Origin of the sequence: Nonomuraea sp. NPDC050202, from assembly GCF_040656115.1 — a bacterium.
In the GTDB taxonomy this organism is placed as follows: domain Bacteria; phylum Actinomycetota; class Actinomycetes; order Streptosporangiales; family Streptosporangiaceae; genus Nonomuraea.
Map to the genome: position 1 here is coordinate 153,505 of NZ_JBFALF010000005.1, position 22,655 is coordinate 176,159.

The 22,655-nt window shown below is 69.1% G+C and carries 21 protein-coding genes and 1 other RNA gene; 14 read left to right on the forward strand and 8 right to left on the reverse strand.

What is annotated here, in order from left to right:
- Nucleotides 1-12 precede the first annotated feature (12 nt).
- Complete coding sequence (locus AB0I79_RS17255; protein WP_357873425.1) at nucleotides 13-4,887, forward strand: NAD-glutamate dehydrogenase; 4,875 nt, start codon at nucleotides 13-15, stop codon at nucleotides 4,885-4,887.
- An 84-nt stretch (nucleotides 4,888-4,971) separates the two neighbouring features.
- On the opposite strand, the gene AB0I79_RS17260 is transcribed toward AB0I79_RS17255, so the two are convergent.
- Entirely contained in the window at nucleotides 4,972-5,997 is a 1,026-nt protein-coding gene (locus tag AB0I79_RS17260; RefSeq protein WP_357873428.1) for a hypothetical protein, read from the reverse strand.
- Nucleotides 5,998-6,044: 47 nt separating this feature from the next.
- On the opposite strand from AB0I79_RS17260, the gene prfB reads away from it, so the two are divergent.
- The 7 genes from prfB to AB0I79_RS17295 all read left to right on the forward strand — a co-directional run bounded on the left by prfB (nucleotide 6,045) and on the right by AB0I79_RS17295 (nucleotide 13,842).
- Entirely contained in the window at nucleotides 6,045-7,160 is a 1,116-nt protein-coding gene (prfB, locus tag AB0I79_RS17265) for a peptide chain release factor 2 (protein WP_357873431.1), read from the forward strand.
- Nucleotides 7,161-7,571: 411 nt separating this feature from the next.
- Nucleotides 7,572-8,261, forward strand: coding sequence for a cell division ATP-binding protein FtsE (gene ftsE / locus AB0I79_RS17270; protein ID WP_043620538.1), 690 nt, complete (start codon nucleotides 7,572-7,574; stop codon nucleotides 8,259-8,261).
- Between the two features lie 20 nt (nucleotides 8,262-8,281).
- Nucleotides 8,282-9,181, forward strand: a complete 900-nt coding sequence (ftsX, locus tag AB0I79_RS17275; RefSeq protein WP_357873434.1) for a permease-like cell division protein FtsX — start codon at nucleotides 8,282-8,284, stop codon at nucleotides 9,179-9,181.
- 50 nt (nucleotides 9,182-9,231) lie between these two features.
- A complete protein-coding gene (gene smpB / locus AB0I79_RS17280) occupies nucleotides 9,232-9,699 on the forward strand; it encodes an SsrA-binding protein SmpB (RefSeq protein WP_357873437.1) in 468 nt (155 codons plus the stop codon).
- Nucleotides 9,700-9,718: 19 nt separating this feature from the next.
- Nucleotides 9,719-11,575: a penicillin-binding transpeptidase domain-containing protein gene (locus AB0I79_RS17285; RefSeq protein ID WP_357873441.1), complete on the forward strand. Its 1,857-nt coding sequence runs from the start codon at nucleotides 9,719-9,721 to the stop codon at nucleotides 11,573-11,575.
- Nucleotides 11,576-11,885: 310 nt separating this feature from the next.
- Nucleotides 11,886-12,269: a transfer-messenger RNA gene (gene ssrA / locus AB0I79_RS17290) on the forward strand.
- A gap of 322 nt (nucleotides 12,270-12,591) precedes the next feature.
- On the forward strand, nucleotides 12,592-13,842 hold the full coding sequence (locus AB0I79_RS17295) for a site-specific integrase (protein ID WP_357873444.1): 1,251 nt from the start codon (nucleotides 12,592-12,594) through the stop codon (nucleotides 13,840-13,842).
- A 73-nt stretch (nucleotides 13,843-13,915) separates the two neighbouring features.
- On the opposite strand, the gene AB0I79_RS17300 is transcribed toward AB0I79_RS17295, so the two are convergent.
- The 7 genes from AB0I79_RS17300 to AB0I79_RS17330 all read right to left on the reverse strand — a co-directional run bounded on the left by AB0I79_RS17300 (nucleotide 13,916) and on the right by AB0I79_RS17330 (nucleotide 19,359).
- Nucleotides 13,916-14,431, reverse strand: a complete 516-nt coding sequence (locus tag AB0I79_RS17300) for a hypothetical protein (RefSeq protein ID WP_357873447.1) — start codon at nucleotides 14,429-14,431, stop codon at nucleotides 13,916-13,918.
- A 17-nt stretch (nucleotides 14,432-14,448) separates the two neighbouring features.
- Nucleotides 14,449-15,798 carry a DUF2637 domain-containing protein gene (locus AB0I79_RS17305; protein WP_357873450.1) on the reverse strand — a complete coding sequence of 450 codons (1,350 nt, stop codon included), beginning with the start codon at nucleotides 15,796-15,798 and terminating at the stop codon, nucleotides 14,449-14,451.
- A gap of 154 nt (nucleotides 15,799-15,952) precedes the next feature.
- Entirely contained in the window at nucleotides 15,953-18,232 is a 2,280-nt protein-coding gene (locus AB0I79_RS17310; protein ID WP_357873453.1) for a hypothetical protein, read from the reverse strand.
- A gap of 35 nt (nucleotides 18,233-18,267) precedes the next feature.
- The gene (locus tag AB0I79_RS17315) at nucleotides 18,268-18,570 is read right to left on the reverse strand and encodes a hypothetical protein (protein ID WP_357873456.1); all 303 of its coding nucleotides are present in this window, start codon (nucleotides 18,568-18,570) and stop codon (nucleotides 18,268-18,270) included.
- Nucleotides 18,571-18,597: 27 nt separating this feature from the next.
- Entirely contained in the window at nucleotides 18,598-18,753 is a 156-nt protein-coding gene (locus tag AB0I79_RS17320; protein ID WP_357873459.1) for a hypothetical protein, read from the reverse strand.
- Nucleotides 18,754-18,766: 13 nt separating this feature from the next.
- A complete protein-coding gene (locus AB0I79_RS17325; protein ID WP_357873462.1) occupies nucleotides 18,767-19,162 on the reverse strand; it encodes a hypothetical protein in 396 nt (131 codons plus the stop codon).
- On the reverse strand, nucleotides 19,159-19,359 hold the full coding sequence (locus AB0I79_RS17330) for a hypothetical protein (protein WP_357873465.1): 201 nt from the start codon (nucleotides 19,357-19,359) through the stop codon (nucleotides 19,159-19,161). The genes AB0I79_RS17325 and AB0I79_RS17330 overlap by 4 nt, the downstream gene beginning before the upstream one ends.
- 159 nt (nucleotides 19,360-19,518) lie before the next feature.
- Between AB0I79_RS17330 and AB0I79_RS17335 the strand changes: the two genes are divergently transcribed.
- The 6 genes from AB0I79_RS17335 to AB0I79_RS17360 all read left to right on the forward strand — a co-directional run bounded on the left by AB0I79_RS17335 (nucleotide 19,519) and on the right by AB0I79_RS17360 (nucleotide 22,637).
- The gene (locus AB0I79_RS17335; RefSeq protein WP_357873468.1) at nucleotides 19,519-20,190 is read left to right on the forward strand and encodes a GntR family transcriptional regulator; all 672 of its coding nucleotides are present in this window, start codon (nucleotides 19,519-19,521) and stop codon (nucleotides 20,188-20,190) included.
- Nucleotides 20,191-20,301: 111 nt separating this feature from the next.
- Complete coding sequence (locus tag AB0I79_RS17340; protein WP_357873471.1) at nucleotides 20,302-20,553, forward strand: hypothetical protein; 252 nt, start codon at nucleotides 20,302-20,304, stop codon at nucleotides 20,551-20,553.
- A gap of 2 nt (nucleotides 20,554-20,555) precedes the next feature.
- The gene (locus AB0I79_RS17345; protein ID WP_357873473.1) at nucleotides 20,556-20,993 is read left to right on the forward strand and encodes a hypothetical protein; all 438 of its coding nucleotides are present in this window, start codon (nucleotides 20,556-20,558) and stop codon (nucleotides 20,991-20,993) included.
- 115 nt (nucleotides 20,994-21,108) lie between these two features.
- A complete protein-coding gene (locus AB0I79_RS17350; protein WP_357873476.1) occupies nucleotides 21,109-21,705 on the forward strand; it encodes a hypothetical protein in 597 nt (198 codons plus the stop codon).
- 90 nt (nucleotides 21,706-21,795) lie between these two features.
- Nucleotides 21,796-22,398, forward strand: a complete 603-nt coding sequence (locus AB0I79_RS17355) for a hypothetical protein (protein WP_357873478.1) — start codon at nucleotides 21,796-21,798, stop codon at nucleotides 22,396-22,398.
- A 77-nt stretch (nucleotides 22,399-22,475) separates the two neighbouring features.
- Nucleotides 22,476-22,637, forward strand: coding sequence for a hypothetical protein (locus AB0I79_RS17360; protein WP_357873480.1), 162 nt, complete (start codon nucleotides 22,476-22,478; stop codon nucleotides 22,635-22,637).
- Nucleotides 22,638-22,655: the final 18 nt, after the last annotated feature.

Sequence of the window (22,655 nt, forward strand, 5' to 3'; positions counted from 1 at the left end):
AGTGAGAGCGAAATGCCGCTCGACGAGGCCAAGGATGAGCTGCTCCAGCGAGCCGCCGAGAGTTGCGCGGTGGGCAGTGACCATGTGAGCCCCGAGGAGGCGCTGTCCTTCCTGCGGTTCTACTATCGGCATGTCGCGCCGGAGGACCTGCTCGACCGCAACCCCGTTGACGTGTACGGTCCCGCGATGTCCCAGAGACAGCTCGCCGAGCTCCGCCCCCAGGGCAGGGCCGTGGTCAGGGCCTACACCCCGACGCTGGACGAGAACGGCTGGGACCCCGGCCACTCGGTGGTCGAGGTGGTCACCGACGACATGCCGTTCCTGGTCGACTCGGTCACGATGGAGCTCGACCGGCACGACCTCGGCGTGCACCTGGTGGTCCACCCCCAGATGCGGGTGCGCCGCGACATGACGGGCCGGATGCTCGGCCGCGGCCAGGAGGACGTGACCGGCCAGATGCTGGTCGAGTCGTGGATCCACATCGAGATCGACCGCCAGTCCGACGACGCGGCGCTCAAGGCGATCGAGGCCGACCTGCAGCGCGTGCTCACCGACGTGCGCCACTCGGTCGAGGACTTCAGGAAGATGCGCGCGCTGGCCGTGCAGACCGCCGAGGACCTGAGCATGAACCCGCCGCCGCTGGAGCCGGCCGAGGTCGAGGACAGCATCGACCTGTTGCGCTGGCTCGCCGACGGGCACTTCACCTTCCTCGGCTACCGCGAGTACCGCCTGGAGGACACCGACGAGGGCGAGACGCTGCGCGCGCTGCCCGGGGCCGCGCTGGGCATCCTGCGCGACGACAAGGTGGGCTCGGGGAGCTTCGCGGCGCTGCCCGCCGAGGTGCGGGCCAAGGCCCGCGAGAAGCAGCTCATGATCATCACCAAGGCCAACTCCAGGGCCACCGTGCACCGGGCCACCTACCTCGACTACATCGGGGTCAAGCTGTTCTCGCCGGAGGGCGAGGTGATCGGGGAGCGGCGCTTCCTCGGCCTGTTCACCCACGTGGCCTACAACGAGTCGATCTCCCGCATCCCGGTGCTGCGGCGCAAGCTGGCCGGCGTGCTGAACGAGGCCGGGCTGGCGCCCGACAGCCACGACGGCAAGGACCTGATCGAGATCCTGGAGACGTTCCCCCGCGACGAGCTGTTCCAGACCTCGGTCGACCAGCTCCTGCCGATCGCGATGGGCGTGCTGCGGCTGCGCGAGCGCAAGCAGGTCAAGCTGTTCCTGCGGCGCGACGACTACGGGCGCTACATCTCCTGCCTGATCTACCTCCCGCGCGACCGCTACACCACCAAGGTGCGGCTGAAGATGCAGGAGGTGCTGCTCAAGGCGCTCGGCGGCAGGTCGCTCGACTACAGCGCGATGATCGGCGAGTCGGTGCTGGCCCGCCTGCACGTGGTCGTCAGGGGCGAGCGGGGCAGGCAGCTCCCGCCGCCCAGCGTGGACGTGGAGGAGCTGGAGGCGCGGCTGGCCGCCCTCACCCGCTCCTGGGAGGACGACCTGGCCACCGCGCTGACCGAGATGACCTCCGAGGAGGAGGCCCCCACGCTCATCAGGCGCTACGCCTCCGCCTTCCCCGAGGGGTACAAGGCCGACTTCCCGCCCAAGGTGGCCGTGGTCGACCTGCGGCGGCTGGAGCAGATCGTCGAGGCGGGCGACGGCGAGCAGGTCGGGATCAACCTGTACGAGCCGTACGACGCCGCGGAGGGGGAGCGGCGGCTGAAGATCTACAAGGTCGGCTCGCCCATCTCGCTGTCCCAGGCGCTGCCGTTGATCCAGCGGCTCGGCGTGGAGGTCGTGGACGAGCGCCCGTACGAGATCGACCGCGACAACGACCCCGGCACCAAGAACGCCTGGATCTACGACTTCGGCCTGCGGTACACCCCGTCGGAGGAGGTCGACAGGAACGACTTCAAGCGGTTCTTCCAGGACGGCCTGGCCGCCCTGTGGACGGGGCGGGTGCAGGACGACGACTTCAACGCGCTGATCCTGCGGGCCGGGCTGACCTGGGAGCAGGTCGAGATCCTGCGGGTCTACGCCAAGTACCTGCGGCAGGCGGGGAGCACGTTCTCGCAGCCCTACATGGAGCGGGTGCTGTGCGACAACGTGCGGGTGGCGCGGCTGCTCGTCCGGCTGTTCGAGGCCAAGCTCGATCCGCGGCGGGGCGAGGACGTGCGGGTGGACCTCGTGGAGGCGCTCAACGAGGAGATCCTGCGGTCGCTGGACGAGGTGGCCTCGCTGGACGAGGACCGCATTCTCCGGGCGTACCTGGAGATGATTCAGGCGACATTGCGTACCAACTACTTCCAGACGGTGGATGGAGAGCGCAAACCGTACATATCTCTCAAAATCGATCCGCAGGCCGTCAGCGTGTTGCCGTTGCCGCGGCCGAAGTACGAGATATTCGTGTATTCGCCTCGGGTCGAGGGCGTGCATCTGCGCTTCGGGAAGGTGGCGCGCGGCGGATTGCGGTGGTCGGACCGGATGGAGGACTTCCGTACGGAGATTCTCGGCCTGGTCAAGGCGCAGATGGTGAAAAATACCGTTATTGTGCCGACTGGGTCTAAGGGTGGATTTGTCGTTAAGCGTCCGCCAAAGTCTGGTTCGCGGGAGGATCTGCTCGCCGAGGGCGTGGCCTGCTACCGGATGTTCATCTCCGGCCTGCTCGACGTCACCGACAACCTCGTGGACGGCAAGGTCGTGCCCCCGCCGGACGTGGTCAGGCACGACGGCGACGACACCTACCTCGTCGTCGCCGCCGACAAGGGCACCGCCACCTTCTCCGACATCGCCAACAGTGTGGCCAAGGAGTACGGCTTCTGGCTCGGCGACGCCTTCGCCTCCGGCGGCTCCATCGGCTACGACCACAAGGCCATGGGCATCACCGCCCGCGGCGCCTGGGAGTCGGTCGAGTACCACTTCCGGACCATGGGCGTGGACGTCCAGACCACCGACTTCACCGTGGCCGGCATCGGCGACATGTCGGGTGACGTGTTCGGCAACGGCATGCTGCTGTCGCAGCACATCCGGCTGGTCGCCGCGTTCGACCACCGGCACGTCTTCGTCGATCCCTCACCCGACGCGGCCCGCTCCTTCGCCGAGCGGCGGCGGCTGTTCGAGCTGCCGCGCAGCTCCTGGGAGGACTACGACGCCAAGCTGATCTCCGCGGGCGGCGGCGTCTTCCCGCGCACGGCCAAGTCCATCCAGATCACGCCCCAGATGCGGGAGGCACTGGGCATCCCGTCCGGCGTGGCCTCCATGGCGCCGAACGACCTCATCAGCGCCATCCTGCGGGCCCCGGTGGACCTGCTCTGGAACGGCGGCATCGGCACCTACGTCAAGGCGAGCTCCGAGTCCCACGCCGACGTGGGCGACAAGGCCAACGACGGGCTCCGGGTGAACGCCGCCGACCTGCGCTGCAAGGTCATCGGCGAGGGCGGCAACCTGGGCCTCACGCAGCTCGCCAGGATCGAGTTCGCGCTCAACGGCGGGCTGGTCAACACCGACTTCATCGACAACTCGGCCGGCGTGGACACCTCCGACCACGAGGTGAACATCAAGATCCTGCTCGACCAGGTCGTCCGCGACGGCGAGCTGACCGACAAGCAGCGCAACCAGGTCTTCACCTCGATGACCGACGAGGTGGCCGACCTCGTGCTGCGCGACAACTACGCGCAGAACGTGGTCCTCGACGCCGCCCGTACGCAGGCCGTCGAGATGCTCCACATCCACGCCCGCTACCTGCGCAAGCTGGAGCGGGACGGGCTCGTCAACCGGGAGCTGGAGTTCCTGCCCTCGGACAAGACGCTGGCCGAGCGGCGCCAGGCCAGGCTGGGGCTGACCGCGCCCGAGTTCTCCGTGCTGCTCGCCTACACCAAGCTGGTGGCCGACGCCGAGCTGCTCGGGTCCGACCTGCCCGACGACCCGTACCTCGCCTCGTGGCTGGTCTCCTACTTCCCGTCGGCGCTGCGGGAGCGGTTCCGCACGTACATGGACGAGCACCCGCTGCGGCGCGAGATCATCACCACCTGCGTGGTGAACGAGCTGGTCAACTCGGCGGGCACCACCTTCATGTTCCGCTTCGGCGAGGAGACCGGGGCCTCGACGCCCGACATCGTGCGGGCGTACCTGGTCGCGCGGGAGGTCTTCGACCTGCCCAGCTTCTACCGGGCCGTGGAGGGGCTGGACAACAAGGCCGACACGGGCACGCAGATCGCCATGCTGCTGGAGGCCCGCAAGCTGGTCGAGCGCGGCGCCAGGTGGCTGCTGGTCAACCGCCGGCCGCCGCTGGACCTGGCCGGGTCCGTGAGCTTCTTCGTCAAGGGGGTCAACGGGCTGCTCGCGCACATCCCGAAGCTGCTGACCGGGCCCGACCTGGCGGCCTACGAGGAGCGGCGTGACTCGTTCGTGGCCCGCGGCGTGCCGCTGGAGCTGGCCGAGCGGGTGGCCGGGATGGTGCCGGCGTACTCGACGCTGGACCTGGTGGAGATCTCGTCGCTGACGGGACGGCCGGTCAACGAGGTCGCCGAGGTCTACTTCGACCTGGCCGACCGGCTGCAGCTCGCCCGGCTGCGGGAGCGGATCATCGCGCTGCCCCGGGACAACCGGTGGAACTCGATCGCCCGGTCCGCGCTGCGCGACGACCTGTACGCGGCGCACGCCTCGCTCACCCGCGACGTGCTGGCCCACAGCAAGCCGGGGCTGCCTCCGGAGGAGCGGCTGGCGCGGTGGTCGGAGGCGAACTCCGCGGCGGTCTCCCGGGCGCGCCAGACGCTGTCGGAGATCTGGGAGAGCGACAACTTCGACCTGGCCACGCTCTCCGTCGCGCTGCGCGCGATCCGCACGCTCGTCGCCGCCAGCAACCTCCCCTACACGGAGGCCTGACCCACGTTCACGTGTCGCCGGGGCCGGCCGACCGCCGTCCCCGGCCGGCCGTCACGGCACGCACCGCCGGTCGAGGCGGGCTGGCTACTGCCCGGAGGCGCGCGTCAGCACGCCGTCGTGGGCGATCACGGGCGCGGCGGACGGGGTGGTGAGGGGCGGGACGGCGGTGGCGTACTGGTGGGTCTCGATCAGCTTGAGCGTGCGCCGCAGCACCGGCGTGCTGATCGCCCACCGGGCCTGCTCCGGCACCGGGATGTAGTCGTCCTCCGCCGTCTTCGTCGTCGTGGACGTGGTGCGGGACAGGGAGTACTGGATCAGCGCCCCGCCGTCCTCGGTGCGCAGGGCGTAGACGGGGAAGTTGTCGGCGCTGAAGATCGAGTCGTAGCTGAAGCCCTCGTTCTTGGCCCGCTCCCGGTTGGCGGCGATCTGCTCGGCCACGTCCGTCGTGAGCGGGCCGGCCCCGAGCAGGCCCGCCGTGACCCCGGCCGTGCCCGTCTCGGCCACGCTGGCGTGCACGGGACCGATGAACTGCGGGCTGATCGTGACCGACTTGTCATCGGCGGCCACCACGGCCGCGTAGCCGTCGGCGTCGAGCTTGATCTCCGGCAGCTCCTGACCCGGCAGGAGCTCGGCCGCGGAGCTGAGACGCCAGTGGTCGGACTTGGCGAAGGTCAGCAGCGTCTGCCGCCCGTCGCGCGTCACCAGCGCGCTGAACCAGGGCGCCCGCTCGTCCCGGGCGAACCTGGGCACGTACAGCGTCGGCGAGCCCCACTGGCGGCGCGGCGGCTTGGAGCCGGTGGACACGTAGGCGGCCTGGGTGATCGGCCACTGCCCGCCCGTGGTGATGTCCATCGCCTGCGTCAGCCTGCCCTCGTAGACGCTCTCCCAGGTCGTGCCGCGCAGCGAGTTGTCGGTGAGGGTGAAGGCGGTGAACTCCTCGGCCGCCTCCGCCAGCGTCACCAGGGGCTCGTCGGCAGAGGGTGACGGGGGCGTGGTGACGGCGGCCGCGGGCGTGGTGGCCGGAGGCCGGGCATCGCCCGTGCAGGCGGTCACCGCGGCGAGCAGGCCGGCGGCGAGCGCCAGCATCCCACGCCGACCGTATGCACGCACCTCGCCATGTTATTCGGGCCCGCGAGGGTCGCGTACCCTTGGGAGACGTGGCAGGCATCGATCCGGCAGAAGAGATCAACGAGCTCCGGGGCACGCTCCGCAGCATCCAGGACGTGCTCGACCTCGACGCGATGCGCAAGCAGATCGCGGAGCTGGAGCAGCAGGTTGCCGCGCCCGACCTCTGGGACGACCCCGAGCAGGCCCAGAAGGTCACCAGCAAGCTCTCCCACCTCCAGGGCGAGCTCAACCGCGTGGAGGGCGTCGCGCGCCGTCTGGAGGACCTCACGGTCCTGTACGAGCTGGCGGCCGAGGAAGCCGACGACGACACGCGCGCCGAGGCCGACAAGGAGCTCGAGGGGCTGAAGTCCGACATCGGCGCCCTGGAGGTCCGCACGCTGCTCTCGGGCGAGTACGACGCGCGCGAGGCGCTCGTCACCATCAACTCTCAGGCCGGCGGCGTCGACGCGGCCGACTGGGCCGAGATGTTGCTGCGCATGTACCTGCGTTACGCCGAGCGCAAGGGTTACGCCACCGAGGTCTACGACACCTCCTACGCGGAGGAGGCCGGCATCAAGTCGGCCACGTTCACGATCAAGGCCCCCTACGCCTACGGCACGCTGCGCGGCGAGCACGGCACCCACCGGCTGGTCCGCATCAGCCCGTTCGACAACCAGGGGCGGCGGCAGACCTCGTTCGCCGGCGTCGACATCGTGCCGGTCGTCGAGCAGACCGACCACATCGACATCAACGAGGACGAGATCCGCGTCGACGTCTACCGCTCCAGCGGCCCCGGCGGCCAGGGCGTCAACACCACCGACTCGGCCGTGCGCATCACGCACCTGCCGAGCGGCATCGTGGTCTCCTGCCAGAACGAGCGCTCCCAGCTGCAGAACCGCGCGACGGCCATGAACGTCCTGCAGGCCAAGCTGCTGGAGCGCAAGCGGCAGGAGGAGGCGGAGAAGATGTCGGAGCTGCGCGGCGCCACGACCACGTCGTGGGGCACGCAGATCCGCAACTACGTGCTGCACCCGTACCAGATCGTGAAGGACCTGCGCACGGGCACGGAGGCGGGCAACCCGTCAGCGGTGCTCGACGGCGACCTCGACGAGTTCATCGAGTCGGAGATCCGCTGGATGCGGCGCCAGGAGTCAGGCGCCGAGTAGGCCGGGAGCCGGGCGGGTCAGGTGCCGAGCAGGTGCTGGGCCGCGAGGCTCAGCAGGAGCAGGGCGACGAGGAGCAGGGCGATGAGGGCGGGTGACAGCCCGGCGAAGCCGTGGTTGTGCATCCGCTCTCTGTTGGCGCGGCAGACGGGGCAGCGCCCCTCGACCACGGGGTGAGCGCACTGGGCGCATACGAGGTGTTCACAACTCATGACAGCCCCAAGTCTAGCCGCACAATCGTTTTGTTTCCGTTATGGACGTTCCATGCCAGTCTTCCCCCTAGACTGTCGTCTGGCCAATCGGAACGTCGATCATCAGTAAAGTCAACGCCCCCGATCGGCCGGTGGCGGGAAGTGGGCATGTGCCACCCTCGCTTCCGTCCTGACCCCTAGACTGGCATGCCGTGATGCTCTCGTGATCCATTTCGATAATGTCACCAAGGTCTACGCGAACCAGAACCGGCCCGCCCTCGACCACGTATCCGTTGACGTGGACAAGGGCGAGTTCGTGTTCCTCGTCGGTCCCTCGGGATCAGGCAAGTCGACGTTCCTGCGTCTGATCCTGAAGGAGGAGCGGCCCAACTCCGGCGCGATCCACGTCGCCGGCAAGGACCTGGCCCGCCTCTCCAACTTCAAGGTGCCGCACCTGCGCCGCCGCATCGGCTGCGTCTTCCAGGACTTCAGGCTGCTCCCCAACAAGAACGTCTACGAGAACGTGGCGTTCGCCCTCGAGGTCATCGGCAAGCCCCGCCGGTTCATCCGCAAGGTGGTGCCCGAGGTCGTCGAGCTGGTCGGCCTGGAGGGCAAGGCCCACCGCATGCCCGACGAGCTGTCCGGCGGCGAGCAGCAGCGCGTCGCCATGGCCCGCGCGTTCGTCAACAGGCCGATGATCCTGCTGGCCGACGAGCCCACGGGCAACATCGACCCCGCGACGAGCATCGGCATCATGAAGGTGCTCGACCGCATCAACAGGACTGGCACCACGGTCGTCATGGCCACGCACGACGCGGCCATCGTCGACTCCATGCGTAAGCGTGTCGTGGAGCTGGAGGACGGCAAGATCGTCCGTGACCAGTCGCGTGGCGTGTACGGCCAGGCGTACTGACAGGGAGCTGCAGACAAGACATGCGGGCGAATTTCATCTTCTCCGAGGTCTGGATCGGCCTCCGTCGCAACCTGACCATGACGATCGCGGTGGTCATCACCGTGGCGGTCAGCATGGCGCTGCTCGGCGTCGGCCTGATGATCAACAGTCAGGTCGGGCTGATGAAGGGCTACTGGGACGACAAGGTCGAAATCTCGGTCTTCCTCTGCAAGAAGGGGACGGCCATGCCGGCCTGCAACGGCAAGGCGATCTCGCCCGCGCAGACCAAGGCGCTCCAGGAGCACATCGAGAACACCCCCGGCGTCAAGGGAGTGGTGTTCGAGAACGAAGCCGCCGCGTACGAGAACTTCAAGCAGTCGTTCTCGTCCAACAAGGCCCTCGTCGACGCGACCAAGGTCGAGGACCTGCCCCAGTCGTTCAGGATAAGCCTGGAGAATCCCGACAACTACCAGCCCGTCATCGACGCCATGAAGGGCCAGCCCGGCGTGGCGCAGGTGATGGACCAGAAGCAGCTCATCGCCCCGTTCTTCAACCTGCTCAACACGCTGGCGTTCGCCGCGCTCTCGGTGGCGGTCGTCCTGGTGCTGGCGGCTGCCCTGCTGATCGGCAACACGGTGCGGCTGTCGGCGTTCAACCGGCGCAGGGAGACGGGCATCATGCGGCTGGTCGGCGCCTCCAACCTCTACATCCAGCTCCCGTTCGTCATGGAAGGCGTCATCGCCGGCCTGGTGGGCGGGGTGTTCGCCGCGGTCATCCTGATCCTGGCGAAGGTGTTCCTGTTCGACGAGGTCGTCAACTTCTTCGGCACCGGGCTCGGCTGGAACGACCTGGCCCAGACGATCACGCTCACTATGATCATCGGTGTTGTGATCTGTATCCTGGCCTCGTTCGTGACGCTGCGCCGCTACCTCAGGGTGTAGCAGGGGTGCGCTTGGGTCGTGACCGCCCCGGTCGCCGGTAAAGTCGAAGCATGCCACGTGAGACCGGGCGGAAGGTCATCGCCCAGAACAAACGTGCTCGGCACGACTACCACGTCGAGGACACTTTCGAGGCGGGTCTCGTGCTGCAGGGCACCGAGGTGAAGTCGCTACGCGAGGGCCGCGCCTCGCTCGTCGACGGCTACGCCAGCATCGACGGCAACGAAGCGTGGCTGCTCAACGTCCACATTCCCGAATATTCGCAGGGCACGTGGACCAACCACGCGGCGCGCCGCAAGCGCAAGCTGCTGCTGCACCGCAAGGAGATCGAGAAGCTCGCCGCCAAGACGAAGGAGGGCGGGCTCACGATCGTGCCGCTGACGCTCTACTTCAAGGACGGCAGGGCCAAGGTCGAGATCGCCGTGGCCCGAGGCAAGAAAGACTGGGACAAGCGGCAGGCGCTGGCGGAGCAGCAGGCCAAGCGGGAGATGGCCCGGGCAATGCGGCACCGCAACCGATGAGAGTGTGACACCGCAACCGATGAGACGCGCCCGCCGCACCCTGGCCGCGACCGTCACCCTGGCGGTCGCGTGCACCACGCTGACCGGATGCTTCGAGGAGCCGTCACCGCACGACGCGGTGCGTGATTTCCTCGTGGGCTGGCAGACGGAGGACTACGAGCTGGCCGCCGGCCGCACCGACGGCGACGTGGCGACGGTGCGCAAGGCACTGGCCGACGCCAAGCTGGAGCTCGACGCGGCCTCGTTCCGCTTCAAGATCACGAGTATCAGCGTGACCGGCGACGAGTCCAAGGCCGACTTCCGCGCCGAGGTCGACCTGGGGGAGAACAACCCCCTGTGGGGGTACGCAGGCGTGCTGCCGCTGCACCTGGTCGACGGCTCGTGGAAGGTGCGCTGGTCGCCCTCGGTGCTGCATCCGCAGCTCAAGGAGGGGCAGCGGTTCGCGGTCGACACCCGGCCCAGGCCGCGCCAGCCGATCGTCGACAGGGCGGGCGACCCGTTGCAGAGCGACAGGGTGCTCTACGTCGCGGGTGTCCACCCCAACCAGCTCGGCGACCGGGCGGAAGAGGTGGTCACCCAGCTGTCGGAGGTCACCGGCTACGCCCAGGACCGGCTGCTGAGCCGGGTCAGGTCCTCGCCTCCGGAGAAGTTCGTCCAGCTCGTGACGTTCGGGCGCTCGCGTTACCAGTCGATGCAGGCGAAGCTGGAGGCCATCGACGGGGTCAAGATCGACGAGCAGCCCCAGCCCGTCGATCCCGACGCGCCGCGCCAGATCGTGGGCGACGTCAGCGCGCTCACGCCCGAGACCGAGCAGAAGCTCGGCGGCCCGCAGCGGGCCGGCGACTCGGTGGGCAGGAACGGCCTGCAGCAGGCCTACCAGAACTACCTGACCGGCTCCACCGAGACCAAGGTGATCACCCTCGATCTCAAGACCGGCCGGAAGGTCGCCGAGCTCGAGGGGTGGCCCGGCCGGCAGAACGTCTCGGTCAAGACCACGATCGACCGGGCCACGCAGGCCGCGGCCGAGCAGGCGGTGGCCGACACCGGGACGAGCGCGCTGGTGGCGGTGCAGCGCGAGACCGGCGAGATCCTCGCCGTCAGCACCAAGGGCCTGCACCAGGAGCGCGACGCGCTGGCCGGCAAGTTCCCCGCCGGCACGGCGTTCTCGATCGTGGCCGCCGACGCGCTGCTGAAGAAGGACGTGAGCACCAAGCAGAAGCTGGCCTGCCCGCAGGAGCGCACGGTGGGCGGGGCCAAATTCGTGCACGCCGGGCAGTCCACGGGCGTCACGACGTCGGCCACCTTCCAGGAGAACTTCGCCAAGGGCTGCGTGACCGCGCTGGCCTCGCTGGCCCGCCGCGTCACGGCCGACGACCTGGAGCGGAGCGCGAAGGCGTTCGGCGTGGGGCAGCCGTGGCGGCTGCCGCTCAAGTCGTTCAGCGGGACGCTGCCGGAGCTGTCCAGCGACGCCGACAAGGCCAAGGCCATCGCGGGCCAGAACGTCGAGATGAGCCCGCTCGGCATGGCCCTGGTGGCCGCGGCGGTGGGCTCGGGCACGTGGCGGCCGCCGGTGCTGGTCACCGACCCGAAGTCGCCCGACCCGTCGGCAGAGGCGACGCCGGTCACCCAGCCGGCCTCGGTGCCGATGGACCCCAAGGTCCGCACCGCGCTGATGACCATGATGCGGGCCGGCGCGGCCGGCACGCCCGCCCAGGCGGGCAAGGGCCCCGTCTACGGCGTCCGGGCGTCGGCGGGCAACCAGCAGGGCTGGTTCGTCGGCTGGCAGGGCGATGTGGCCATCGCGGTGCTGACGAAGAACTACGACGCCGCGGCCGTGGCGGGCAGCTTCTTCGCGGGCCTGCGCAACCCATCGTGAAATTGTCGTGACGCGGAGCAACCATCCGGGCACCTGGTTGCGTCTTACTGAATGACTGGGCCCGCTCGGGGGGTTGCGGTTCCAGTCGCCGTGATGAGATCAGGACTTCATCTCGGGGGAAGTCCTGCCGTCCGGACCGGCTCGACCCTGCCGGTCGGCCCCCGGGAGCGCGTGCCGCTGTGCCGCGCTCCCGGGGGTTTCGGCATGTGCGGCTGCACCAGGAATTAAGTTGGCGTTGAGGGTGTTGTCCCCTGTAGATTCATCAATGCGCGGGCCTCGTCCTGACGGGGCGCGTGTTGAAAACTGCACAGGGGGTGACTGGCTTCGACTTTGACCTTGCAAGCCAGGTGAAGCGGGCCGAGGACTGCGGACATAACCTCGTTAATCCTGTGACCGCGAACAACAAGTGCCAATTCCAAGAGCACTGTGGCTGCCAGGTCTGACCTGGCGCTCGCTGCCTAAGTAGCGAAACCACTGTCAGCCCGGGAGTGCCTTCGGCCCGGTGTCTGGCATCGTCAGAAGGCTCAACCGATCAACCCGGCCACGGGGGCGATCGGGAAACCAAACAGTGGCTGAGCCCGTCGGCGACTCGCCTGCGTGATCGCCGGGGCTGAGAAAAGCACAGCAGGCTGCGCCCGGAGAAGCCCTGACTTGGGGTTGAAGGACGCGGGTTCGATTCCCGCCACCTCCACCACTTCAGACCGCCTCTTACCTGCGGAAACATCGCAGGCAAGGGGCGGTTTCGTGTCTGTGGGGGCACCATGGGGGCACGGCCCTGCTGGAGCAGGACGTAAGCCCAGGCCAGCCCTTACGTTGCGGAACCTCCCCCGGACGAAGGGAACGGTGGTTCCGTGTCAGCACGACCTCGGCGCGCGGAAGGCGTCGAGCCACGCCAGAAGAGGGATGGGTCGTACTCCTATCGCGTCCCCTGGCGCGAAGGGGGCCGCCGCACGGGCCCTCGCAACAGCTACACCTTCGACGACTTCGACTCAGCGAAGATCTTCCGTGGGGCGCTCGTGGCCAACGGCTACCGCGACCCCTACAAGAACCCAGCCTTCGCCGAGATGCTCGGCCTGGCCTCCCAGCCGACCGAAGTCCGGACCTTCGCCCAGGTCGCCAACGAGTACCTGGCCACCCTCGTGGACGCCGAGCGGCGAACCATCGGCCAGTACCGCAAGACCCTCGACGACCACATCGTCCAGGCCGTCGTCACCCTGCCGGACGGCACTCGGGTTGGGCCGCTGGGCAGGTTACCCATCGACGAATTCACGGGCGACATCATCCAGGCGTGGATCAACCAGATGCGGGAGAAGCAGCATGGTAAGAAGGTCCTGAAGCCCTACTCGGCCAAGACGATCCTGAACATCCACGGGACGGTCATCTCGCCGGTCTTCGACTACGCCATCGACAAGGAGTACTGCTCCCGCCAGCCGTGCAGGAACGTCAAACTGCCGGAACGGAAGGGTAAGGCGGTCAAGGCCAACAAGGTCATCACAGGCGTGGAGATCCCAGAGTGGATCGAATGCGCCTATGAGGTTGATGAAGACACGGGCGATATCACGCTGGTGCTGCTCGCTACAGGCCTGCGCTGGGGTGAACTGACCGCGTTGCGGGTCTGCGATGTGGATTTCGACGTCAGCACACTCACCGTGGCCCAGGTCGTCCGCGAGGACGAGAACCGGCGACCCTACATCGAATCCACAGAGGGCAAGAGCGCCAACGCGTTCCGTACCATCACCTTGCCGCCGAAGGCGCTCCAGGTGCTTCGTAGACGCGCCCAGGGCAAGGGCAAGCTGGCGCTCCTCTTCCCGGCGCCCGGCACCCGCGGTGGCACCCTGTGGCGCAACGCCAACTTCAACGAACACCGCTGGCAGAAGGTCAAGGAACTCGCGGCGCAGCGCGGCCTGATCAAGGAGCCCACTCCGCACGGGCTGCGCCACAGCCACGCCAGCGAGCTCATCCCCGTCGTGGGGATCGAACCGGTCTCCAAGCGAATCGGGCATGCCAACGTGACCGTCACCAGCGCGGTCTACTCCCACCTCACCCCTGACGCGGACTCCAGGATGGCAACCGCCATCGACTCGACCATCACCGGAGGTAAGACTCTCGACACCGGATCCGCGGCGCCGGCCGCCGCGGAGTCCTCGAACGATGCAGCGTCCGACCTGCCGCCAGAGTTGACGGCGCTGCTGACCAAGGCCATCGGGCAGGCTCTCGCGGACGGCACCGAGCTGGGCGCTCTGCTCCGGGCGGGCCGAACCGAGTAAGCCAGCAGTGTGACGACATGGAAGGGGCGGCAGCCGCATGGCTGCCGCCCCTTCTGCTGGTGGCGATCGTTGGTCAGGCTGGCAGGTGCTGAAGCGTCTTCCCGGCGAGCTGCTCGCGCTCCCGGCGCCGCCGCTCCACGTCCAGAGTTTGCCAGGGGGACGTAGGGCGGTTTGCGCACAGCAGTTCACGGATGCCGGCCTGGCGCGTTACCTCCTCGTAGAACTCGTAGGTGCGGTCGCCCCAGTGGGCGTCATCGAACGCCTGCTCCAGCGCCGCGGCGGCGGACTCCCACCGGCGGACGGCGGTGTCGAGCGCCTGCTCAGCTTTGACCCACCGGTGGTGGGCGGCGGCCCAGTCGGTGGTGTGCGTGGTGTCCAGCGCCTGCCATGCCTGTTCGGTGGCGGCTTCGGCGCTGATGTAGCCGTTCCACGCCTGCTCCTCCTCCAGGGCGAGCGGCACGGCCGTGTTGTGGCGGTGGACGACCTTCCACACGAGGTATTTCGCGTGGTCGTCCGGGGCAGGTTCGTTGCCGGTGATGCCGTTGACGGTGATCGGCTTGATGGGCTTCTCGGTGGTTGCGGTGGCCATGGTTGTGCTCCTTGGGGCTAGTTGGGGCTGCTGCCGTTGGTGACGGCGATCGTGGTGTGCGTCTCGGCGGGGGCGTCCGTTTTGGAGCTCCAGTGGAGGATGGACTCGGGCCGGCGGTTCCACTCCTCCGGGCTCATGGGGAAGCCGTGATCCTTCCGGTACTGCTCCAGGCGGGTGCTCAGCTCGACCAGCGTGATGCCGAGGCGGTTGGCGAGCGCGGCCGCTCGGACTTCTCCGGAGGGGGTGATCTCCTTGGCGATGGCGATGGCGATCTCGTCCGGCCACGCCATCCGCATGAGGCGGACGGCGCGGTCGGTGCCGACGCCGAGCTCGTCGCACACGGTGGGGCGGCCGGGGTTGGTGGCCCAACGTGACCTCATCTCGGCGATCAGGTCAGCGTCCTTCCGCCTGCGGGCGTTGGTCTTCTTGTCCTGATCGCCGTCACCCTGGCGGTCGTTGTCCTGATCGGGCTTGCCCTTGTCCTGTCCTGTCGGCGCGGGGTTGTCCTGTCCTGATGGGGCCGGGGTGTCCTGCTGCTTGCTGTCCTGTCCTGAGGGCGGGGGCGGCAGTGTCCTGTCCTGGCTGTCCTGGACGGGCTCCTTCGGCGGGACGGGGCGCGTCTTGGGGCGGCGGGGCAGGACAGGCGGGGTGTCCTGCTGTCCTGTCTCCAGGCCGTGCTCGTGGGCCATGCGGTAGACGCGGGGCAGGGCCTGGTCGAGCATGACGCCTTCGTCGAGCATCCACACCAGGTCCGCGGGCGCGTTCTGCCGCCACCACATCGCGCCGTGGATGACTTCGAGCAGCTTCTTCGCGTGCTCGATGCGCTGCTCCATCTCCAGCGCGGTGCGGTAGCTGGTGATCTCCCACTTGATCATGAGTTTCCGCAGGCGGTAGGAGGAGCCGAAGTGGGCGAACCAGCGGGCGACGGGGATCGGCTCGCGGGTGCGGTGCTTGGCCAGGAGGACGTGCCGGATCGACTCGACGATCGCCAGCACGCCGAGCGGCGCCGGGACGTACAGCATCATGGAGCGGACGTCGGGCCAGCCGGCGGAGGCGTTGGCGACCACGGACAGGACAGTCATGATCCGGGCCACCCACCGCAGGAGCGGGACAGCGCGGCGCGTCCAGGTCAGCACAATGTCCCAGGACACGATGACGATCAGGGCAGCCTCGAAGCCGAGCGCGACCTGTTCGGGTGCGGCGACGCCCATCAGGACAGCGAACTTGTGCAGGGCCTGATAGGACGCGACGAGGCCGTTGCCGGTCAGGGCAAGGCCCAGGACAGCGATGATCAGGACACCGATCACCTGCAAACCGGTCAGCCGTCTGTCCTGATTGCGGGGCGGGTCAACGCTTTCGGTCGTCACTTTCAGTCACCTTCGTCATGTCCAACGGAATGTCCACGGGATGTCCACGGCGATGTCCAAAACCGGCGGCTTGGACATCCACCCCCCTACGCGCGTGCGCACGCGTGCGTGTACGGGCGGGGGGCGGGGGAGGCTGGCCGGGCGGCCGCCTGGGTCACGGGGAGTAGATGTGGGCCCCTCCCCCGGGGTCGGCCACTCTCCCGGCGGGGCCGCCCCCCGCGGCCGCCCCTGCGGGGCTGGGGGGATCGGGGTGTACGCCCAGGTCGGCCACCCCGTGTAGGGGGTGTATGTGCAGGTCATCAGGGGTGTCGGCGGGGTCCGCCGTGGTGTCCTCTCCCCCGCCTCCGGCGCCGTTGCCGCGCCGGGCTCGGAGCGTCTCCTCTGCGGCCAGGACGCCGACGATGAACTCCCGCTCCCCCACGATTCGCCGCCACTCGCCTCGCTTGTGCTCGACGAGCTGGAGCTCGTCGCGCCAGACTGCGCGGCGGTCGGTCGCCCACTGGCGGCTGCGCGGCGCTGCGGCCGCGTTGGACTCGGCGGTGGAGACCAGGCCGGGGGAGAGGTGCACCGTGGCGAGCGCCCGCAAGTGCGGGTCGGCGATCTCCGACACCAGGGCGGCGGTGTCGTCGATCCGCTCCGACACGACCAGCCGCACGGGCTTGTCGTCGGCTGCGGCCGCGCGGCCGCGCCCAACGGGGGCGGACTCCATGCCGAGCCGCTCCCGCGCTTCGCGCACCTCGCGCTTCTGCGCCTCGCTGGCGTATTGGAGCAGGTGGTCGGGCAGGTGCGCCCACCGGTTCCGGTAGTGGGGGAGCCGGTCGGCGGTGGACTGCTCCAGCGTGGGGGCGAGCGCCTCGGTCTCAGCGGCGGTCTGCATGAGCATCGTGTCGGTCACCTCCGGCGTGTAGATGAGGGTGGGGTCCTCGCTGCCGCTGGACTGCACGTAGTAGGCGCCCTGGGGGAGTTCGCTGGTCTTGTAGCGGTTCCAGCGGCGAAGCAGGAACTGGGAGTCGCTGTCGTAGCGGGTGCGGCCGGCGAACGCGTCGGTGAAGTTCGCCAGCAGCTTCGGGTGGGCGGAGTCCTGGTTCCAGTACTGGGTGGCGGCGTGCACGCCGATGAGGAAGGCTCGCGCCTCGCTAGTGACCTTGTTGCTGTCCTCGACGATCGGGGCCACGCTGCGGCGGGTCTTGGCCCAGATGGTGCGGATCTCGTCGCCGAGGATCTCGACGGCGCAGTAGCCTCCGTCGCCCTCCACCTCCATGGCGGGCAGGACCTGGTTGTGCTCGGGCAGGAGCAGTTCGGCGCGGAGCGGGACCATCGCCGCGGCGTCGGCCATCAGCTCGGCGGCCTGCTCCTCGGTGACGGCGATTCGGTCGATCCGGGGGAGCAGGTGGGCGTACGCCTTGCCACCGCTCTTGAGGTCGATCACCCATAGGAGCGTGGGCGTGTGGGCGGCGTGCAGGGCGCGCAGGCGCAGCAGGTTCGACTTGGTGGAGCCGGTGGCGCCGCCCACCATGGAGTGGGTCGCGCCATATCCGCGGATGATCGGGGTGATGTAGTACGGCTCGCCCTCGTCGGTGACACCGACCCAGCGCCGGTCATACACGCTGCGCGGCATCTCGGGCGGGTCGAATGTGACGGTGACGGCCTTGATGCCGCCTTCGTGGTGGATGAGGAGGACGCGGGAGGCGGCCGAATGCTTCGGGTCCTGGATGATCTCGCGGACTGACCCTTCGGACCAGTCCATGCCCTGCTCGATGTCGCGGATGGCCTTCTCCAGCTTGCGGCGGGTGACGCCCGGCTGGGTCAGCCGCAGCGGGTAGGCGGTGCGGCCGGTGCCGGAAACGGTGGGGCGGGCGGCGACGACGACGCCGGCGAAGGTGAGGGCGGCCATCACGCCGGGGAGGCGGCGGGTGCTGTAGCGGACGCGGAGCTGGGCCGAGCGCCAGCGGCGGGCCTGCTTGGAGAAGCCCCAGGCGATGGTGCCGCTCACGGTGAGCACCGCCCAGGAGGTGGCGGTGATGGGGTCGAACGGGGCGAACGTGGCGGCTGTCGTCCAGGCGCCGGCGGCCGCCACGGTGGTGGTCGCGGTCGTGGGTGTGAGGGGGAGGACGTCGTTCCGCTTCAGGAACCAGTAGGTGGCGGCGCCAGCCGCGGCGGTCGCGGCGGGGGTGATCCACCAGGGAGTGCCCGTGAGGTGGTGAATGGCGGCGTACGCGTACAGGGGGATGGAGCCTGCCCAAGAGGCGTGGAACTCGCGGTGGTTCCGCATGCGGCGGAGCTCCCAGCGGATGGGCCGCCATACCAGGTTGTAGGCAGCCCAGCGGGCGGCGGCTCGGACGGCGCGCTCCAGCAGCCCGCGCTTGGGCGTGGGAGCCTGGCCAGCGTCAGCGGGGGCTGGCGGGAGTGTGGCCTGGAGCGGCTTGCCGAACACGGGTGGGGTCCTTCCTGCTTGTGCGGGGTGGGGGGTTAGGACGGGCGGATGATCCATCTACGGCCGGAGTCGGCCGCTTCCTGCGCCTGGGCGGCGATGGCCAGGGCGGCGTCTCGGTCTTCGCCGCGCAGCTTGCGGGCAACCTCGCGGAGGGAGCGGGCGGCCTGCTCGGCTTCCTCGCCGCGAAGCTGCTCAGGGTCGGCGAGGCTGCCGTCCATGAGGTTGAGCAGGGCTGCGGCGCCGGAGGAACTGCGGCCGCCTTGCCTGGTGATCTTCACGGCGAGCTCTTGGCCGTAGGAGTGGCTGGTGTACGTCTTCGGGCCGAACCAGATGCCCATGGGGGGTGTCCTTCCGGGATGGTGCGGTCAGCCGCTGAGGGTCTGGATGAGCTTGGTCAGGAAGAAGATGAGGGCGAGGGCGGCGAGGCCGACTGCCCACCAGGGGGCGCAGAGACCGATGTCCCACTGGATGAAGGTGAAGAAGGTGACGTCGAGGTAGCCGAGACCGAGATCGGGGTCCATCGGGGTGGTCCTTTCAGGTGGTGAGGGGCGGGGCGTTGGTGGGTGCGGGGTCGGCCATCAGCCCCTTGGCGTGCTCGGCGAGGTTCGTGAGCATGGTGGCGATGAAGGCGACGGCGTAGGCGAGGGCCTTGCAGGTCTCGCCGCCGAGCTCGAACGCGGCGAGCGTGAGCCCGACGACGATCCAGACGAGCAGGAGGAAGGCCCACCAGAGGGCGAGGCCGAGATGGAGAGCGACGCGGGTAGTGCGGCGGGTCCAGGTGGCCGGCCACGGCGCATGGCTGCGGTCGTTCCAGCGTTCGGCGGGGGTGGGGTGCTGGCGCTGGGTGTCCTGGGTGGCGCGGCGAATGATGCTGGCCGGGACGCAGACCAGGCCGGTCCACCAGATCAGGTCCATGATCAGCGAGATCACTGACATCCCCTCCCGTCGCAGGTACATGCGGTGATCCGGTCGGGGAGGACGCTCGGGGTGGTGCCGTCACCGAGTTGGACGGTCACGAAGTCGTCCGTGCGGTCGATCTCCGTGGCGGGCTGCCCGTTGTAGCACCAGGTCTTGCGCTGCGGGGGAGCACTGGTTTCGTCGCTGCGCTGCCGCCTGAGCCGGATCATCTTCTCTCCTCTTGGCTAACTTCTACGTTGAGGTTAACCTCTACGTAGAGGTTACGCAATAAGGAGTTGTTGACGATGAGCGTTGCGGTCGGTGCATCATTAGCGACCTGGGATGATCTGTGCACCGACGCGAGGCACATCAGACGGAGAGTGGGCGGCATGGCGGAACAGAGCACGTACGAAGCCATCGCGGCTGCTCTCTTCCAGGAGATAGAGCAGGGCCGCCTGCGCCCTGGTGATCCGCTCCCGTCCGAGGCCGCGCTCCGCGCGCAATGGGGCGTTACACCGACCACGGTTCGGCGCGCGCTTCGTGAGCTGGAGGTCGCCGGGCTCACCCGAGGGGAGAGCGGCCGTGGCGTTTTCGTCCGCGCCTACGAGCGGGCCGCGGTCGAGGTGGACCGGGCCGGCGGCGTTGCCGAGGCCGGTGCCCAGACCGTGGACGTGTCCGTCGTCCAGCCGACATCGGCCTTGGCCGAACTCCTGCCCGGCATCACCTCGTTCGTCCGGCGCCGCAGCAGCAACCATCCCGGACTCTCCACCTACTACCCGCGCCCCTTGATCAAGCGCATCCCAGCGCTCGGCGAGCCGGTGCCCTTGGGTGAGCCTGATGAGGAGCTGCTCGCCCAGGCCGGGATCGTTATCGCCGACCGCGAGGCCGAGGTGGTGTCCCGGATGCCGGTGCCGCGCGAGGCCCGCCTGCTCGGACTGCCGCCGGGGACGCCGGTGATGGAGGTCCTGGTGGTGCTCCTGGATGCGGAGGGCGGAGTGCAGGCGGTGCGTGAAGCGCTGTACCCAGCGGACCGGTACAGGCTGCGCCTGCGGATGCGCTGACCCGCACCGGCAACGACGAGAGCCCCCGCCGGAGCGGGGGCTCTTTGCGTTTTCCTCCGCGAGGCGATCGGGCGGAGACGCTAGGCGTGTTCGGCCGTCATCCTCCCCGCCATGAGTGACATGGTGAAGATCACGCTTGCCCATCCGATCGGTGTCCACACGTGCCGGCAGCTCGGTCTCGACGAGGCGGAGCACCCGGTCGGCGCAGAGCTGGAGATGCACCGCGAGCAGGCGCACCGCCTGGTCTCGGCGGGATACGTCAAGGACGCCGACCCTGCCAATTTCGCGTCCGTGCAGGCGGCCATGCGGCCCGTCAAGGCCAAGCCCGCGAAGTCGAGCACGCCGAGCACGCCGGCGTCGTAGCGGTGGCCGTCGAGGACCTGGCCGACGCTGATCCGCTGCCGGTGGTGCTCGACTGGCTGGCGGCGCATCCGGCCCTGCTGGCGGAGCTGGGCCCGGACAGGGTGGGCGGGTACTCGATCCCGCCGTATCCGCGGCTCAGGGTGACGGATGTGCCTGGCGGGGTCGAGAACTACGACACCGCCCGTGTCAAGGTGCGCATCCAGATCGAGGCGCTCGGCGAGATGGACGGCAGCAAGGCGGCGCTGCGGCGGCTGCTGTATCTGGCGCTCGGCGCGCTGACGGAACTGCCTCGCGCTGATCCGCCGCCGCCTGGCCCGGTCATCGGGTCTGTCGGGCCTGCGCAGGGCGGCGGGTTCCTGCCGGAGGCGGACAAGCGGCCGCGGTACGTGGCGAAGGTGACCGTGAGCTCCCGCCCGCGCTGGCCTGCGGAGAGCTCCTGATCGTCGGAGGCGGACGCAAGAGCCTCCACCTGTCCATCATTCCCGGCCTGGGTCCCCAACCCGTTCCGCCGCATCCCCGTACGTCGGGGGGCGGCCCCGCGTGGAGGGGGCCCACATGGGTGCCGAGAATGTCTTTACCGCGTCGATCGCCGCCCTGTGGCTGGCGCCGGTCGGCACCACTGCGCCGGAGGGCCCGACCGCGACCATGCCCACGGGCTGGAAGAACGTCGGCCTGTTCACCCCGGACAGCCTGTCCTGGTCGGGTGACCCGGAGTTCGCCGAGACCGAGGCGCACCAGTCGGCCTACCCGGTGAAGGTGTGGCAGACCAAGGACGCCGCCTCGCTGGAGGTCGAGCTGCTGGAGTGGTCCGCGGCCAACTTCCAGGCCGTGTACGGCGGTGGCACGATCGAGGAGATCACGCCCGAGGGCGGCGGCGCCAAGTACTACAAGTACACCCCGCCCAGCATCGGCACGAGGAGCGAGGTCGCCGCGGTGCTGGAGCTCGGCGACGGTACCCGCCGGATGCGGCGGATCATCCCGCGCTGCATGCAGCGTGAGGGCGTGCAGCAGGAGCTCAGCCGTGACGAGTCGGCGACGCTGCCGTTGAACCTGTCCGTGCTCGGCTCGGACGTGGGCAGCGCCTTCTACGACGTGTTCAACACCGCGTTCGCGTCGTTCGCGCCGCCGGCGGCGCCGCCGACGACTCCGTAACCGGGAGCGTGCGGGCGGGCTGGGACGCAAACCCAGGCCCGCCCGTACCGTTCCCGGCCGTCACTCGAACAGACGGACGGGGGTCCCCTGATGGTGGACGACAGCGTAGTACTGGACCTGAACGCGGCCAGGGTGAGCCGGAGCGGCACCCAGGGAAAGCCGATCGAGCTACGTCTCGGCGGGGCGGTCATTCTCCTGCCGCCGGAGCTTCCGGTGGATGTGCTGGAGCCGCTCGCGCATCTCAACGTGGACACCGCACTGATCGCGCGCACCGTGTTGAACGCGTTGAAGGAGGCTGACCTGACCAAGGCCGGCCTGTCCATCGCGTCCATGGTGGTTGACCTGGTCATCCAGAACCCCAAGCTCCCCGGCGAACTGCTCGACGCGGTCCGCCTGATGGGGCGCAGGCTGATGGGCGACGGCGGCTACGACGCGTTCGTGGCGGAGCGGCCGAGCATCTTGGACGTGGGCGCGCTGCTCAAGGGCCTGGCCGGGAGGTACGCGTTCAGCGCGGGGGAATCCAAGCCGTCGCCGAGCGACTCCGCCAGTGGCGACGCCTCGACGCAGACTTCCTCGACCACTACCGAGGGCTCGACATCTCCGGAGTCTGGCTCCGGCCCGGTGAACGAGGGTGGATATCTGCCCGGCGATTTCTCGACCTCGCCAACGAGCTCCCTCCCGACGCCCGAGTAAACAGCACGCCCGAGCAGCGGGCGCAGCCGTGGACGTCGCTCCACGAGCTGGTCGCCGAGGCGGTGGAGGAGATCGGCGTGCTCGCGGCCGATCACCGCCGCAAGAAGCCCATCAAGATCAACCGGCCGCCGCACGTGAGGCGCGGCAGCGGCCGGCCGGAGCGCGGCAAGCAGGGCGGCGGCAGCGGGTTCGACCGGGCGATCAACATGCTGATGGCGTCCACGCGGGCGCCGCGCTGACTGGTTGAGCGGGGACGC